The 14,695-nt window shown below is 61.8% G+C and carries 14 protein-coding genes; 7 read left to right on the plus strand and 7 right to left on the minus strand.

Annotation, left to right across the window (positions count from 1 at the left end; all coding sequences use genetic code 11):
- Positions 1–196: 196 nt before the first annotated feature.
- The 4 genes from ABD704_RS10740 to dinB all read right to left on the minus strand — a co-directional run bounded on the left by ABD704_RS10740 (position 197) and on the right by dinB (position 4,167).
- Positions 197–1,546 carry a hypothetical protein gene (locus ABD704_RS10740; protein WP_344699676.1) on the minus strand — a complete coding sequence of 450 codons (1,350 nt, stop codon included), beginning with the start codon at positions 1,544–1,546 and terminating at the stop codon, positions 197–199.
- A gap of 119 nt (positions 1,547–1,665) precedes the next feature.
- Positions 1,666–2,223, minus strand: coding sequence for a dihydrofolate reductase family protein (locus tag ABD704_RS10745; protein WP_344699678.1), 558 nt, complete (start codon positions 2,221–2,223; stop codon positions 1,666–1,668).
- Between the two features lie 162 nt (positions 2,224–2,385).
- Positions 2,386–2,919 (minus strand): CarD family transcriptional regulator, encoded by a 534-nt coding sequence (locus tag ABD704_RS10750; RefSeq protein ID WP_344699679.1) that lies wholly within the window; start codon positions 2,917–2,919, stop codon positions 2,386–2,388.
- Positions 2,920–3,084: 165 nt separating this feature from the next.
- Positions 3,085–4,167 (minus strand): DNA polymerase IV, encoded by a 1,083-nt coding sequence (gene dinB, locus ABD704_RS10755; RefSeq protein ID WP_344699680.1) that lies wholly within the window; start codon positions 4,165–4,167, stop codon positions 3,085–3,087.
- A 193-nt stretch (positions 4,168–4,360) separates the two neighbouring features.
- Between dinB and sucC the strand changes: the two genes are divergently transcribed.
- The 4 genes from sucC (at position 4,361) to ABD704_RS10775 (ending at position 8,220) form a co-directional block, all read left to right on the plus strand.
- A complete protein-coding gene (sucC, locus tag ABD704_RS10760) occupies positions 4,361–5,566 on the plus strand; it encodes an ADP-forming succinate--CoA ligase subunit beta (protein WP_344699681.1) in 1,206 nt (401 codons plus the stop codon).
- A 15-nt stretch (positions 5,567–5,581) separates the two neighbouring features.
- Positions 5,582–6,328: an electron transfer flavoprotein subunit beta/FixA family protein gene (locus ABD704_RS10765; protein ID WP_344699683.1), complete on the plus strand. Its 747-nt coding sequence runs from the start codon at positions 5,582–5,584 to the stop codon at positions 6,326–6,328.
- Positions 6,325–7,254, plus strand: coding sequence for an electron transfer flavoprotein subunit alpha/FixB family protein (locus ABD704_RS10770; RefSeq protein ID WP_344699685.1), 930 nt, complete (start codon positions 6,325–6,327; stop codon positions 7,252–7,254). The genes ABD704_RS10765 and ABD704_RS10770 overlap by 4 nt, the downstream gene beginning before the upstream one ends.
- Before the next feature lie 87 nt (positions 7,255–7,341).
- Positions 7,342–8,220: an energy transducer TonB gene (locus ABD704_RS10775; RefSeq protein ID WP_344699686.1), complete on the plus strand. Its 879-nt coding sequence runs from the start codon at positions 7,342–7,344 to the stop codon at positions 8,218–8,220.
- Here ABD704_RS10775 and ABD704_RS10780 read toward each other — a convergent pair.
- The 3 genes from ABD704_RS10780 to ABD704_RS10790 all read right to left on the minus strand — a co-directional run bounded on the left by ABD704_RS10780 (position 8,217) and on the right by ABD704_RS10790 (position 12,791).
- Positions 8,217–9,491 carry a hypothetical protein gene (locus tag ABD704_RS10780; RefSeq protein ID WP_344699687.1) on the minus strand — a complete coding sequence of 425 codons (1,275 nt, stop codon included), beginning with the start codon at positions 9,489–9,491 and terminating at the stop codon, positions 8,217–8,219. The two genes, ABD704_RS10775 and ABD704_RS10780, sit on opposite strands and share 4 nt — an antisense overlap.
- Positions 9,492–9,554: 63 nt before the next feature.
- Positions 9,555–10,709 carry an alanine racemase gene (locus ABD704_RS10785; RefSeq protein WP_344699688.1) on the minus strand — a complete coding sequence of 385 codons (1,155 nt, stop codon included), beginning with the start codon at positions 10,707–10,709 and terminating at the stop codon, positions 9,555–9,557.
- 219 nt (positions 10,710–10,928) lie between these two features.
- On the minus strand, positions 10,929–12,791 hold the full coding sequence (locus tag ABD704_RS10790) for an ABC-F family ATP-binding cassette domain-containing protein (RefSeq protein WP_344699689.1): 1,863 nt from the start codon (positions 12,789–12,791) through the stop codon (positions 10,929–10,931).
- A gap of 469 nt (positions 12,792–13,260) precedes the next feature.
- On the opposite strand from ABD704_RS10790, the gene rsgA reads away from it, so the two are divergent.
- The 3 genes from rsgA to ABD704_RS10805 all read left to right on the plus strand — a co-directional run bounded on the left by rsgA (position 13,261) and on the right by ABD704_RS10805 (position 14,577).
- Positions 13,261–14,049 (plus strand): ribosome small subunit-dependent GTPase A, encoded by a 789-nt coding sequence (gene rsgA, locus ABD704_RS10795; RefSeq protein ID WP_344700538.1) that lies wholly within the window; start codon positions 13,261–13,263, stop codon positions 14,047–14,049.
- On the plus strand, positions 14,050–14,205 hold the full coding sequence (locus ABD704_RS10800) for a hypothetical protein (RefSeq protein ID WP_344699690.1): 156 nt from the start codon (positions 14,050–14,052) through the stop codon (positions 14,203–14,205).
- Positions 14,206–14,310: 105 nt separating this feature from the next.
- Entirely contained in the window at positions 14,311–14,577 is a 267-nt protein-coding gene (locus tag ABD704_RS10805; RefSeq protein ID WP_344699691.1) for a DUF6894 family protein, read from the plus strand.
- The last annotated feature ends 118 nt before the right edge of the window (positions 14,578–14,695 follow it).

Below are 14,695 nucleotides of genomic sequence, written 5' to 3' on the forward strand. Positions count from 1 at the left end.
GCGACGGGGAGGGTTTGGAGCATCAGCATATTGCGCAAACACCCCATCTCCTGGCTCCCAAGCCAATGGCAGCTTTCGACCGCATTCCTGCCATTAGTATCACGTCGATTTAAAACGTTAGGGAGCTGAGGACAGTTTTGGCCTCGTCAATTCGTCGGTGGTCTGGCGCTAGATCACGGATGTGGCGATTGCGTCTTCAGTGAGATCTGCCAACAAATGCCACTCGCGCGTAGACTTTGGCGCCAGCAGGATCATTTCCATAGGCGTGCGTGAACTCCGCCGGAATGAAATCCTTGGTGTATGATGATCCAACAAAGAGCGAGAGCCCGCTCTTTTCGAATAGGGTTCGCTCGTACCCAAGGGTCAACGCTCCAGCCCATTTCAGAACTGCCCCACCGTTGGGTACCGCTAGGTCCAGGTTATCGGGGAGGATCTGCAGGAGCTCCGCCCGGCCATAAAATTTGTTGGGCCCAAGTTGGTACAGCGCCTCTTCGAGAAAACTATTCTGGGCTGCGCCATGGGTCGGGCGGCCTTGGCCCCAGATAAGGGAAGACTTCAGTGTCCCCGTTCCAACGGAATAGGAGGCAGTCAACCAAGCCGCGACGAATTGGCTGTGTTCTGCCCGTCCAGCATCTTCGGGCAACAATGCGTCGGCATAGGATGCACCAAAACTGAGGTGGTTATCGACCTTCTGGTTCACGCGAACAGCATAAGAATCAGGACTGTGCATGGGTAAGGGCCAGACGATGTCCTTGCCGCTGAAGACCGTCGTTTCGATCGTTGTTCCAGCAAGTTGATAGCCGATGCCCAGGACGGTCGAGACATCGTGAAATCCGTCCTGGAGGGAATGGCCGAGCGGCGCATCAGGATTACCTTCTGCAGAAATTCGATGCATGAAGGGGACCGGACCGAATGCGGCTTCACCGCGAGGCGCGAACAGGAACGTCAATCGCTCCTTCTTGTCAGCATTAAGGGTCAGGCTGTCCCGGAACTCGAGTGCCATGATGTAGTCGTGAGGATGCATAGCATCGATGTTTTCGGTTTGCAGCAGCTGGGGTGTTCCCTTGTCCCCGACCGTCAAATGCTCGGGAGTACCCATCACATCGATGCTAAGATGATTTCGGGACGATAGGTCCTCATCGTACATCAGCATCCACATTCCGGGCCCGGTCAAGCGTGACTGTCCGCGTGGACCGGAGGTGCGCGAATAAAGCATGAACTGATTGAGGCGCACCATCACACCGTTGTCCGATTTAGCGCCCTCTGACATCGGCATGCTCATGGCCGATTGATCGGGATTGGCCGTAGTCTTGGATTTCTTTGAAGGGGGCTCGGCGGGACTGGAATTTGGTGACGCTGCCTTTTCGGACGGAGAGGTCGCTCGGGGGATTTTGGCATTTGGCATGCAAATTCCCATACGGGGGTTGAAGCGCTGGGTTGCCGGACATTCGGCTGATGGCGTAGCGATTGAAGGCTGCGAACCTATCGCGCGATGTTGAGCGTCCGCAGCAGAGCCGTAAATGTTGAACGCAATGAAGTTCAGCAAGCAGAGCAAACTTGTTCTGGATCTCGGATCCCGCTTCCGGGCCGGTGCCTCAAAACTGGGGCCTGTAAGCCACCCATTCTGGACTTTAGAGCGACGGGCCGCGATGATGCTCCTCTGAGTCAGCCTTGTCGCCGGTAATGCATGGCGACCGCGCCGCTGTGGAGCGGCCTCGCCGAGACCAGTTCGAGTCTTCGCGTACTGGGCAGCCCGCCTTGGTACAGGGTCGGGCCATGTCCGGCGATCCTAGGGTGAACGAGGAACTTGTACTCGTCGATCAGACCTAACCGGTCCAGCTCGGTTGCGAGTTTGCCACTACCGAGAAGCACGCCTGCGGGATTCGCGTCCTTGATCCTTTGCACGCCTGTCCGCAGGTCGTCGGCGATGTGATGGCTGTTGGTCCATGGGAAGTCTTTTCGTGTCGATGACACCACGTACTTCGGCTTGGCCTCCAGCTTCACCGCCCACTCGTGCATCGCCGGCGGCGCCTCCACGTCGCCGCGAGCAACCGCCGGCCAATAGCTCTCCATCATCTCATATGTGGTGCGGCCCCACAGCATTGCTCCGCTTTCGTCCATCAGGCGGGTGAAGTACGCGTGCGTCTCGTCGTCGGCGATTCCTTCTTGATGGTCGACGCAGCCGTCCAGCGTCACGTTTATGCTAAACGTCAATAATCCCATGAGGGGGAGCGTAAGCCAGACGCTGAAGAAAGGGCAACGGGTTGTGCATCGGCGAAAGTCGGCTTTCCAGCCATTCCGGCCACTCCACGTCCGCAGCTAGCGCAAAAAGAAAGGGCGTCCCGTTAGGGACGCCCTCGCTTCATCCGCACTTTCGTGCCGGATTTATGCGACTTCCTTGGCCTTGTTGTGGATCGGCCAGGACTTGTTGAGGATGTCGAGGATCTTCGCGAGCGCGGCCTTCTCGTCGGTCTGCTCCATCGCGCCAAGCTCACGCGCCAGGCGCGAGGATGCCGCTTCGAAGATCTGCCGTTCGGAATAGCTCTGCTCCGGCGCATCGTCCGGACGGAACAGGTCGCGGGTCACTTCGGCGATCGACGTCAGGTCGCCCGAGTTGATCTTCGCTTCATATTCCTGGGCGCGGCGCGACCACATGGTGCGCTTTACCTTGGGCTTGCCCTTCAGGGTCTCGAGAGCGTCCTTCATGGTCTTGTCGGATGACAGCTTGCGCATGCCGACAGAGTCCGCCTTGTTCACCGGAACGCGGAGAGTCATCTTCTCCTTCTCGAACCGGAGCACGTAGAGCTCCAGCGAGCATCCGGCGATCTCGGTGCTTTGCAGCTCGACGACGCGGCCTACGCCATGCTTGGGGTACACGACATAATCACCGACATCGAAGCTAAGCGCCTTTGTAGCCATTCGCACACCTTTCAAAATTACGGCAGTAGAGCCAGCACCGCAGTGCCGCCCCCCAAAGCGACCGATGGTCGTGGCTCCCCAGCCAGTTACTTGTGCTTCCCTTAGAATAAGGCCGCAGCTGAATCGCACGCGGCCCCATGTGACAATTTTATATCACAAAAGGTCTCAGATTGCGAGTCCGAGTTGCAGGGGTTCCGCCTCGGCCTTTTCGCACAAATTATGCAGCCCCAGGCCGAGCAGTCGAATGCCCCTTGGAAGCGGGTGAAGCGCGGCGAGAAGCGCCTGTCCCGCGGCGGTAAAAGCCTCGAAATCCGGAACGTTCGCAGTGAAGCTCTTCGACCGCGTGATCATCGTGAAGTCGCCGAACTTGACCTTCAGTGTCACGGTGCGCCCCGCGACGTCGGCGCGCTTCACGCGATCCCACGCATAGCCGGCGATGCGATCGAGCTCCGCGGCCAGCCGCTCGGCCTCGATCAGATCCTCGTCGAAGGTGCGTTCGGCGCTGACCGATTTGTACGGACGGTCGGGCTTCACCTCGCGCTCGTCGATGCCGCGGCAGATACGCCAGTACCAGGAGCCAGAGCTGCCGAACTGCGCTTCGAGCGCGGGCAGCGACCATTCGCGCAGGTCGGCGCCGGTGACGATGCCGAGCCGCTCCATCTTCTGCGCGGTCACCGGCCCGACGCCGTGGAAGCGCTTGACCGGCAATGACGCAACGAAGTCGGGACCCTTGTCGGGCGTGATGACGCAAAGTCCGTCTGGCTTGCGATGGTCGGAGGCAAGCTTGGCGATGAACTTGCAATAGCTGACGCCCGCCGAGGCTGTGAGCTGGCATTCTTCCCGGATGCGCCGCCTGATGTCTTCCGCGATGGCGCGCGCACTTCCGAGACCGACGCGGTCCTCGGTGACGTCAAGATAGGCCTCGTCGAGGCTGAGCGGCTCGATGAGGTCGGTATAGTCGGCAAAGATCGCACGGATCTGATGACTGACGGCGCGATAGACGTCGAAGCGCGGCTTCACGAAAACGAGGTCCGGGCAGCGACGCTTGGCCGTCACCGATGGCATGGCGGACCGGACGCCGAACTTGCGTGCTTCGTAGCTGGCCGCGGCGACGACTCCGCGATGGCCGCCGCCGACCGCGACCGGCTTGCCCCGGATCGATGGATCGTCGCGCTGCTCCACGGACGCGTAGAAGGCGTCCATGTCGACATGGATGATCTTTCGCTGGAGGCGTTCCGAGTCGGCCACGGCGCCCTTTTTCTGTCCTACACGGCCCCCGCAGGTCTAGGCTTTTCGGCCGTGCTTTCGCCGCGCTTTGCGACTGGCCCATTCATTTGAGCGAACCGCTTAAAGTCACACGAAAGCTGCCGCTCAGCGTGACTTTAGTGACTTTAGGGCTGCCTTCCCTTGGCGCGGCCAATCTGCTTAAGGGCGCGGCATCATGAATATCCACGAATATCAGGCGAAAGAGCTGCTTGCGAAGTACGGCGTGCCGGTCCCCGCAGGCTATCCGGCGATGAGCGTCGACGAAGCGGTCGAGGCAGCGCAGCAACTCCCCGGGCCCCTGTGGGTCGTCAAGGCGCAGATCCACGCCGGCGGCCGCGGCAAGGGCAAGTTCAAGGAGCTCGGCCCGGATGCAAAGGGCGGCGTCCGCCTCGCGCACTCGGTCGACGAAGTCCGCGAGCATGCGGCGGAGATGCTCGGCAAGACGCTGGCAACGGTGCAGACCGGGCCGGCCGGCAAGCAGGTGCAGCGCCTCTACATCACCGACGGCGTCGACATCGAAAAGGAATATTATCTCGCGATCCTCGTCGACCGCGAGACCGGCCGCCCGGCGATCGTCGCATCGACCGAAGGCGGCATGAACATCGAGGATGTCGCGCACGAAAGCCCTGAGAAGATTCGTACCATCACGGTCGATCCAGCAACGGGCCTGATGCCGCACCACGGCCGCGCCGTCGCGGCGGCGCTCGGCCTGTCGGGCGACCTCGCCAAGCAGGCGAGCAAGGTGCTCGCCAGCCTCTACAAGGCGTTCCTCGGCACCGATGCCTCGCAGATCGAGATCAATCCGCTGGCGGTCACCGACAAAGGACAGCTCATGGTGCTCGATGCCAAGGTCGGCTTCGACAACAATGCCGAGTTCCGGCACCCGGACCTCGAGCAGCTGCGCGATCTCACCGAGGAAGATCCGATGGAGATTGAGGCATCGAAATATGACCTCGCCTACATCAAGCTCGACGGCAACATCGGCTGCATGGTCAACGGCGCCGGCCTCGCCATGGCGACGATGGACATCATTAAGCTGGAAGGTGGCGAACCCGCGAACTTCCTCGACGTCGGCGGCGGCGCCACCAAGGAAAAGGTCACCGCGGCGTTCAAGATCATTCTTAGCGACCCGTCGGTGCAGGGCATCCTGGTCAACATCTTCGGCGGCATCATGCGCTGCGACATCATCGCCGAGGGCGTCGTCGCGGCGGCGCGCGAAGTGAACCTGCACGTGCCGCTCGTCGTTCGCCTCGAAGGCACCAACGTGCAGCAAGGCAAGGACATCCTCGCCAGCAGCGGCCTGCCGATCATACCGGCCAACGACCTGGGCGACGCCGCACGCAAGATTGTGGCAGAGGTGAAAGCGCCGGTTGCGGCTTAAGGACTGGAGACGAAGATGAAGGTTCTGGTCGCGGTCAAACGCGTCATCGACTACAACGTCAAACCGCGGGTGAAGATGGACGGCTCCGGCGTCGATCTCGCCAACGTCAAGATGAGCATGAACCCGTTCGACGAGATCGCGGTCGAAGAAGCGATCCGGCTCAAGGAAAAGGGCGCGGCGACCGAAATCGTCGCCGTCTCGGTCGGACCGGCCAAGGCGCAGGAAACGCTGCGCACCGCTCTCGCGATGGGCGCCGATCGCGCGATCCTTGTGCAGACCGATGAGGAAGTGGAGCCGCTCGCGGTCGCCAAGATCCTCGCCAAGATCGCCGAGGAAGAACAGCCGCAACTCGTCATCCTCGGCAAGCAGGCGATCGACGACGACAATAATGCGACGGGCCAGATGCTTGCCGCGCTTCTCGGCTGGCCGCAGGGCACGTTCGCCTCGAAGGTCGAACTCGGTGACGGCGCGACGGTCACGCGCGAGGTCGATGGCGGGCTCGAGACGGTGAAGCTCACCCTTCCCGCCGTGGTCACCACCGACCTTCGCCTCAACGAGCCGCGCTACGCCTCGCTGCCCAACATCATGAAGGCGAAGTCAAAGCCGCTCGCGACCAAGTCGCCGGGCGATTTCGGCGTCGACGTCGCGCGCCGGCTGGAGACGCTGAAGGTCGTCGAGCCGGCCAAGCGCCAGGCGGGCATCAAGGTGGGCAGCGTCGACGAGTTGGTCGAACGCCTCAAGGGTTTGGGGATTGCGAAATGAGCGTTCTGGTCCTGGTCGAACATGATGGCAGCCATATCAAGGATGCCACGCTCGCGACGGTCACGGCCGCGTCCCAACTGGGCGACGTGAATGCGCTGGTTGTCGGCAACAATGCCGATGGCGTCGCGCAGGCTGTCTCGAAAATTGCTGGCGTGTCGAAGGTCTATGTCGCAAATGCGCCGGCGCTCGAGCATCAGCTCGCCGAAGCCGTTGCACCTATCGCGGCCAAGCTGATGGAAAGCCACGACGCGTTCGTCGCGCCGGCAACGACGACCGGCAAGAACATCGCTCCGCGCGTGGCTGCCTTGCTCGACGTCATGCAGATCAGCGACGTCCTATCGGTCGAAGGCGCCGACACGTTCACCCGGCCGATCTACGCCGGCAACGCCATCGCGACGGTCAAGTCGAAGGACGCCAAGAAGGTCCTTACTGTTCGCACGACGGCGTTCGAGAAGGCATCGGCGGAAGGCGGCTCGGGCACCGTCGAGCAGGCTGACGCCGGCGGCGATCCGGGCAGCAGCAGGTTCGTTTCCCTCGAAGCGTCGAAGAGCGAGCGGCCGGAGCTCACCAGCGCGAAGGTCATCGTTTCCGGCGGCCGCGCGCTCGGCTCATCCGATCAGTTCCACGCGCTCATCGATCCGCTCGCCGACAAGCTCGGCGCCGCCGTCGGCGCTAGCCGCGCCGCAGTAGACGCCGGCTATGCGCCGAACGACTATCAGGTCGGTCAGACCGGCAAGATCGTCGCGCCGGAAGTCTATGTCGCGATCGGCATTTCGGGCGCGATCCAGCACCTCGCCGGCATGAAGGATTCGAAGACGATCATCGCCATCAACAAGGACGAAGAAGCCCCGATCTTCCAGGTCGCGGACATCGGCCTCGTCGGCGACCTCTTCAAAATCGTCCCGGAGCTGACCGAGAAGCTTTAATCTGGACGCCGCTGCGGTTCGTCGCTTAGCCTGCCGGGCTCGGGCGGAGGTAGTATGCGGTCCAGGTCCCTTGTTGCGTTAAGCGCGTTGGCACCCAGTCTGATTGCTGCTGCGGAACCGGTGCGGGTGCCGCCCTCCACAAAGTGGATCCTCGATTTTGCGGAGAACAGCTGCAAGCTGAGCCGTGGCTTCGGTGAAGGCGCGCATCTGATTGTGTTGTCGTTCGAGAGCGAGGGTCCCGGCTCCATGGACATGCTCGTCATCGGCCGTGGGCTCGACACGATGAAGGATGAGGTCAGCGCCAGATTTCTTCCATCTGGGACGGTGCTCGATCACGGCCGCCCGGCAGTAGCCGCCAACGATTCGCGAACAGCCATCCTGTGGGGTGGCGCGCGCTTGCTTCCAAAGTCGCTCGACGACCGGGTCGAAGCTCGTGACAAGTCCGCAAATGCCGCTCCGCGCACGCGCCCAGCACCCATACCCAAAGCGCAGCAAGACGAAGAGAAGGCGGCGCGGCACGCGTTCGCGACCGCCACGACCGAAATCCGGATCGACAGCCGCCGACCGGTCATTTTGGAAACCGGTTCGCTTGGCGAAGCAATCGAATCACTGGATGATTGCGCCCGGGTGTCCCTGCGCGATTGGGGCGTCGACCCGGACATGGAAGACCGAATCGTAAGGCCGGTCTGGGCCGTGGACTCCAACAGATGGATCAGCCCGAACGACTATCCTGGCGAGATGCTTCGGGGCGGCCACGAGAGCGAGGTCAATGCGCGAGTCCTGGTGGACGCGGGCGGTCACGTGACGAAGTGCACCAGCCTCAGCCGATACGAACAGAAAGAATTCAACAAAGTGACGTGCGACAAGATTACGCAGCGCGCCATATTCTCACCGGCGGAGTTAGCCGACGGAACCAAGGTCGCCAGCTATTATACCGTTCGCGTCCGTTTCAAGATCGCGCACTAGCGGCTCTTCAGGTCCGACGGCAACGTCGGTTCGCTGATGATCTGTTCGAAGCGCTTCCAGCGGGCGGCGGTCCCGCGCCGGCTCTCCACGTCTAGCTTCACCATCTGCTCGCCGAGGCCGTAGTTGATGACGTAGGTCCGGTACTGCTTGGTGAAGGAAATCGACTGCTTCGCGCGCGCTTCGCTGGTGAGGCCGTATTTGCGCTGCAGTTCGACGGCCTGCGCTTCGCTGATGCGGCCGTCGAGAAATGCGCGGGCAATCGTCATGCGCGACCCGGCGAGATCCTTCATCGCCCTGAGCAACGCATCGTAACGCGCCGCGTCGCGCGTCGGGAGGCCGGCGCGCGGATATAGCGTCGAAGTTTCGAACGCGAGCTTCTGCGGACCGGGGAAGGCGAGGTCGATGCCGTAGTTGGCTGAGCCTTCCGCAATCACCGACTGCGGCGAGAAAAGCGGGTAGACGCTGAATTCGGCCCAGCCGCGGCCGCGTTCCAGCCGTTGCTCGAGCAGCGAGTTGAGGACGTGGTGGCCCGGGTAGCCCTCGTGGCAGCCGAGATCGACGGCGCGGCTGATGCGGATCGGCAAGTCCGTGTTGACCTCGATTTTGCTGTGATATTTGCCCTGATAGTAATTGTAGCCCGACCAGCTCTTGCCGGTGACGAAGGCGAGGTCGAAGCGCTCTTTGGGCGGCAGCTTGATGTGGCGAACGGTCCGCGCCTTGCAGCCGGCGATGGCGGCGTCGAACACCGGCTTCAGCCGCTCGGTCTTGATCAAGAAGCCGTCCTGGAATGCGTCGACTCGCTCGGCCAGCGTGCCCTTGCCGGGGATTAGCTTGTCGATGCGCGCCAGGATGGGATCGTAAGCGCTGAGCGGCTTCAGTTTGGGACGGAGTCCGAACAGGCCGAGCGCCTCGTCATCGAAGCTAAGCTTCTCGCCGCGCATCATCCGCAGGCGGGTAACGGCAGCGGTCAGCTGCGCCTGAAGGAACCTGCTCCGGCGCGGGTTCTCGGCAGCCAGCTTTGCGATGCGGCTACGTAAATCTTGAGCGCGATCTTGCAGTGCGGGAAGGTCGGACGTCTTGGCTAGGGCTTGGCCTTCCGCCTTCAGATCGGCTGGGCCGTAATAGGCGTCGATGTAGCCGTCTTCCTTCTCGCCGATCGCCAGTTCAAGCCGGACGAAATCGCGCGCGGCGGCGTTGAGATTGTCGCGCGGTGCGGCGGTGGATGCGGACGAAAGAGCAAGGGGAACGACGAACAGCAGGTAACGCGACATCAAGGCTCTCCACGCGGCGAACGACGTGCGTCGCTAGTCCGCCTAGTCGACTGGGCGCAAGCACTACCAGCCGTTGACGCGATCCCAGGTTGCCGCGACCCGTTCGCTACCGTCGGTGACGAAGTAGCGGCCGTAAGCGGCAGCTGTCGCGCAGGCATGATTGGGCAGGATCTTCACGCGGGAGCCGATCGGGAAGCGGTCGAAGTCGATCTCGCCCGAGCGGCTGGTGATGATGCCGTGTTCCTGATTGGTCGATGAGACGAACACGTCATCCAGCAGCTCGCCGGTCGCCGCGTCGCATACGGCGCCATAGCCCCAGTCGAGCGGCATACCAGCCGTCCCGCGATCGCGGCTGAGCGCGAGGAAGCCCGCGTCGATCAGCACGCGCCCATGATGGCGATTGTGTCCAATGACGCTCGCGATCACGCCGATCGCGATATCGTCGATGGCACAGGTGCCAAGCTCGGCCTGGACGAGGTCGCCGAACGCATAGACGCCGGCGCGCGCCTCGGTCACGCCGTCGAGATTGCGGCCGAAGTGGACCGTCGGAGTCGAGCCGACGCTGACAATCTCGCAAGCCAGCCCGGCAGCCCGGAGGCGTTCCGCAGCCTCGACCGTAAGAGACCGTTCCTGTTCGGCCATCGCGACGGTCTCGTCGTCGGAGCGGCAGTCGTAGGATGCCCCCGCGTGGGTCATGACCCCCGCACGGTTCCCGCCGAGCGCGCGGCCGATTTCGATCAGCAGCGGATCGTCTGCAGCGACACCAGCACGGTGACCGTCGGTGTCGATTTCGATCAGCGTGGGGATGGGCAAATCATTTGCGTCGGAAAAGGCCGCGACCGCCGCCGCCGCCTCCGGCGTGTCGAGGATAATCTTCAGGCGGCAGCCAGCGCGGATAAGCGCGGCGACTTCAGGTAGCTTAGCCGGCGCGATGCCGACAGCGTAGAGAATATCGGTCACGCCATGCTCGAAGAAGTAATGCGCTTCGGCCAGCGTCGAGACGGTGATGGGTATGGCATCGCCGCCGGTAAGCACGCGCAGGACGTCGATCGATTTGGAAGTCTTCACGTGCGGTCGAAGCGTCACGCCGAGCTGCCGCACCTTCTCGCGCATCGCCGCCGCATTGCGTTCCAGGCGCGGCAAGTCGAGCGTCAGCGAGGGTGTCGGGATGTCGAAAATGGTGCCCTGGGGCGGACCGGTTCTATCCTGATGTTTCATGCACTTATCCAAAGGCGGAAAAGTGCGAAGTCCCTGCATCTTCCCATAGCTTTCCGATAACAGTTCCCCACCGGACTGTCTGCTTTGCGCCCAAAGCTGTCATTATCGGACCCGCTTCCACCCCCACTTGATGGGTCGCGAAACACGCTCCGGTTAGCGAGATTGAGGCAATCGTCCGGATCTTGTGCGGCCAAGCGCCGCGAACCAGAAGGTCCTCGGTCAGGCGGCGAGCCTGTCGAGTTGTTCGTTCACTTCTAACCATCGTGCTTCGGCCGCTTGCAACTCGGACGCGGCTTGGGCGCGACGCTTGCTTAATTCGCTCATCGGCACGTTCGCAAACTCAGCTGCAGCATTGGTCGGGTCGACCAATGCACGATCGAGTGCGGCGCATTGGGCCGCCAATCTCGCGCTTGCGGCTTCGGCCTCCGCGGCGGCCCTCTTGAGAGCACGTGCATCTTCGCGCGCTTTGGCCGCAGCCTTGCGATCATGGCGTTGCTGCTTCGGCTTCTCGGCCGGAAGAGTTCCGCGCCCGAGAATGAAGTCAATGTAATCGTGTACACTGCCGGCGTATTCCGTCGCTCCGCCATTCTCGACCAGCACCAAGCGGTCAGCAGTTAGCTCGATCATATGTCGGTCGTGGCTTACGATGATCACGGCGCCCTCATAGCCATTCAGCGCCTGTACCAGCGCCTCGCGAGAATCCACGTCGAGGTGGTTAGTCGGCTCGTCCAGAATGAGCAGGTGCGGGGCGTCTCGCGTGATCAAAGCCAGTGCCAGCCGGGCCCGCTCCCCACCGGACAGTTTGCCTACAAGCGTCGTCGCCTTGTCGCCTGAGAAGCCGAATCGGCCGAGCTGGGCGCGGACGGCACCTGGAGTGTTATCGCTCATGGCACGCGTCATGTGCTGCAGCGGCGTATCGTCGCCATGCAGTTCCTCGACCTGATACTGGGTGAAATAGCCGACGCGCATCTTCCCCGACTTCGTGATTCCGCCGTCCATCGGCAGGAGCTGCGCTGCGAGAAGACGTGCCAGGGTGGTCTTGCCGTTTCCGTTTCGACCGAGAAGAGCGATGCGGTCATCAGGATCGACCCGCAGGTTTAAACGACGCAGGACGGGTGTCTCGTCGTAGCCAACGCTCGCCATGTCGAGCGTGATTAGCGGAGGCCTGAGTTTCGACGGGCTCGGGAAGTCGAAGCTGAGACTGGGATCGTCCGCCAAAGCTGCGATCGGCTGCATCTTGGCGAGCATCTTCGCGCGGGACTGGGCCTGTTTCGCAGTTGACGCACGAGCGCTGTTCCGAGCGATGTAGTCCTGCAAACGTGCGCGCTGCGCGTCCTGAGTCGCCTGTGCGGCTGCGATCTGGGCGGCGCGCTCTGCGCGCTGCCGCTCGAAGCTGTCATAGCCTCCCGAGTAAAGCGTGATCTTGCCCCGCTCCAAGTGCAGGATCGTGTCCACGACATTGTTGAGTAGATCCCGCTCGTGGCTGATGACGACAAGTGTTCCGGCATAGCTCTTGAGGAAGTTTTCGAGCCACAGCGTGGCTTCCAGGTCGAGGTGGTTCGACGGCTCATCGAGCAGCAACAGGTCCGGCTTCGAAAACAACAGCGCGGCTAGCGCCACGCGCATCCGCCAGCCGCCCGAATAGCTGTCCAGGGGACGGCCTTGCATCTCTTCGTCGAAGCCGAGCCCAAGGAGAATACGCGCGGCTCGTGCCGGAGCCGTGTAAGCATCGATTGCTAACAGGCGATCGTGGATGTCTCCAAGCCGATGCGGATCGCTGCAACTTTCAGCCTCAGCCATGAGACATGCCCGTTCGCTGTCTGCTGCAAGCACCGTCTCGAACGGAGTTGCGACGCCGGCGGGAGCCTCTTGGGCGATATAGCCCAGACGTGTCCGGCGAGGCATTTCGATGGATCCCTCGTCGGGGTCGATCAAGCCAATGATCGCCTTCATCAAGGTCGACTTGCCCGCACCATTGCGACCGATCAGGCCAACATGGGTCCCGGGTGGGATGGCCGCAGAAGCGCGATCAAGTATCGTGCGTCCGCCGAGGCGAACCGTCAGCCCGTTGATTTTCAGCATGGCGGCGCCTTAGCAGGCAATTTTGTCCATCCAAAGGCGTGTGATCAGTTGGCAGGTCGAAACAAGCGACAGCGCCCTTACAAGAGCCTATGACCTCTCTTCGAGGCAACGCCGGGAACGCGCTTCGGTGGTGCCAGTAGGACACCGCAGGCTTACTCCCGAGCAACGCCTAGATGCCCCTGCGAAGTGGACGGGGGAACTGACGGAAGCTTTTTGAAATCCTATGGAAGCCCTGAACTCAACGCTGCCCCAGCTTGGATGGCAGCCGTTCTTTAGCGGGCAGCTATCTGCCGACGAGGCTCGGGGGTGCCGGCCTGTTCGAGTAATGTCCGTCCATCGCGGAATGGTGACTGTCGCGGGCGAAGGGTTCGAAGACTCAATCTCCTCTGTCATCTCGGCGCCAAAAGGACCCGAAGACCGACCAACGGTGGGTGACTGGCTCCTTGTTGACGCGAGCAGCCGGAACCTTGTGCGCATTCTTGATCGAACCAGCTTGTTCAAGCGTTTAGCTCCAGGCGATGACCGTCGGCTCCAGCTCATCGCTGCAAACGTCGATACGCTCTTTGTCGTCACATCATGCAACCAGGACTTCAACGTGGCGCGCATCGAACGCTATCTGGTTCTCGCACGTGAGGTTGGGGTGCGGCCAATCGTGGTTCTCACCAAGGCCGACCTTTCAACGACATCCGGATTATTCCTTGAAGCGGCGCAGGCGCTCCAGGCCGGACTGCAAGTCCAGTTGGTCAACGCACGCGATCCTGAGAGCGTCTCGGACCTCAGTGCCTTCTGCAAGTTTGGCGAAACGATTGCTCTCGTGGGGTCATCCGGGGTCGGGAAATCAACTCTCGTCAACACCCTGAAGGGAACCGATGACATCGCAACGCAGCCCGTCCGGGAGAGCGACGGGAAAGGGCTGCACACGACAACAGTTCGCCAGATGCACCGCATTAGCATCGGCCCACAGGGGGGCGGCTGGCTTGTCGACACACCTGGCATGCGTGAGCTAAAGATGTCCGAAGTGTCCGCCGGCGTTGCCGAACTCTTTGACGACATAGTCGCGCTATCACTCGAATGCCGCTTCTCGAACTGCACGCATGCAGGAGAGCCAGATTGCGCCATCCGGGCCGCAATTGCGCAAGGGACGCTCGAACATGACCGCTTCGCAAGGTGGCAAAAATTGGCCGCGGAGGACGAGGTGAACTCTGATAACGCGATGCTCAGCCGCGGTCGGCAGAGGAAAGTCAGGAGGAAATCCTGAGTGGCTGATCTGTACCTCAAGAGTTTGGAAGCGGAACGCAGGAAACTGTGGGCCGAATGTCGGCTGAAGGGCCTCGCCAAGGGCACACCCCAGCGGCTCCGCATAGAAGAGCTCGACGGGCTACTGATGGAGCATCGGGCAAAGTCCGCTTGCTAACCCGTTGCCAATGTGGCGACGGTCAGGTCCCCAGCCCGACGCGGACCTGACTGGGCCAGTGCGTAACTGCGGGAACCGGGCCGCCTAAGGACTCGTTCTCATTCGGTGCCCTACTTCAACTTCCAAGTTCGCACGGAAACTCATGTCCTCTTGACCGAGGGCGCGGAGCTGAGCGGCGTCGATCAGGCGAGGATCGAAGCGGCATGCCGTGTCGGCGACCTCCTGAAAGATCACGCGGGGCGAATCTGGGTTGACGAGGAATGGGAGATGAACGTCACTGACGACAAGGGACTGATCCTCTTCGTACTCCAAGTATCAGCCGCCAAGACATCCGCGACTTCCTTAGTTCGTCCCGTCGAAGCAAGTAGCTAAGCGCCGCCTACGGCCTTCGATCGACTGTTATTGAAGCCCACACGCCGTTCATCTTCAATCGCTCCATTTCGCATAGGAGCTTATAGTTTGCGGGAGCGTGATGCGAGTCGACTGACGC

This window comes from Sphingomonas limnosediminicola (assembly GCF_039537965.1).
GTDB classification, from domain to species: Bacteria; Pseudomonadota; Alphaproteobacteria; order Sphingomonadales; family Sphingomonadaceae; genus Sphingomicrobium; species Sphingomicrobium limnosediminicola.

Excerpts from the sequence above, each read along its gene's own strand:
- ABD704_RS10745 (WP_344699678.1), bottom strand. The coding sequence starts at position 2,223 with ATGGGATTATTGACGTTTAGCATAAACGTGACGCTGGACGGCTGCGTC.
- ABD704_RS10750 (WP_344699679.1), bottom strand. The coding sequence starts at position 2,919 with ATGGCTACAAAGGCGCTTAGCTTCGATGTCGGTGATTATGTCGTGTAC.
- sucC (WP_344699681.1), top strand. The coding sequence starts at position 4,361 with ATGAATATCCACGAATATCAGGCGAAAGAGCTGCTTGCGAAGTACGGC.
- ABD704_RS10765 (WP_344699683.1), top strand. The coding sequence starts at position 5,582 with ATGAAGGTTCTGGTCGCGGTCAAACGCGTCATCGACTACAACGTCAAA.
- ABD704_RS10770 (WP_344699685.1), top strand. The coding sequence starts at position 6,325 with ATGAGCGTTCTGGTCCTGGTCGAACATGATGGCAGCCATATCAAGGAT.
- ABD704_RS10780 (WP_344699687.1), bottom strand. The coding sequence starts at position 9,491 with ATGTCGCGTTACCTGCTGTTCGTCGTTCCCCTTGCTCTTTCGTCCGCA.
- ABD704_RS10785 (WP_344699688.1), bottom strand. The coding sequence starts at position 10,709 with ATGAAACATCAGGATAGAACCGGTCCGCCCCAGGGCACCATTTTCGAC.
- ABD704_RS10790 (WP_344699689.1), bottom strand. The coding sequence starts at position 12,791 with ATGCTGAAAATCAACGGGCTGACGGTTCGCCTCGGCGGACGCACGATA.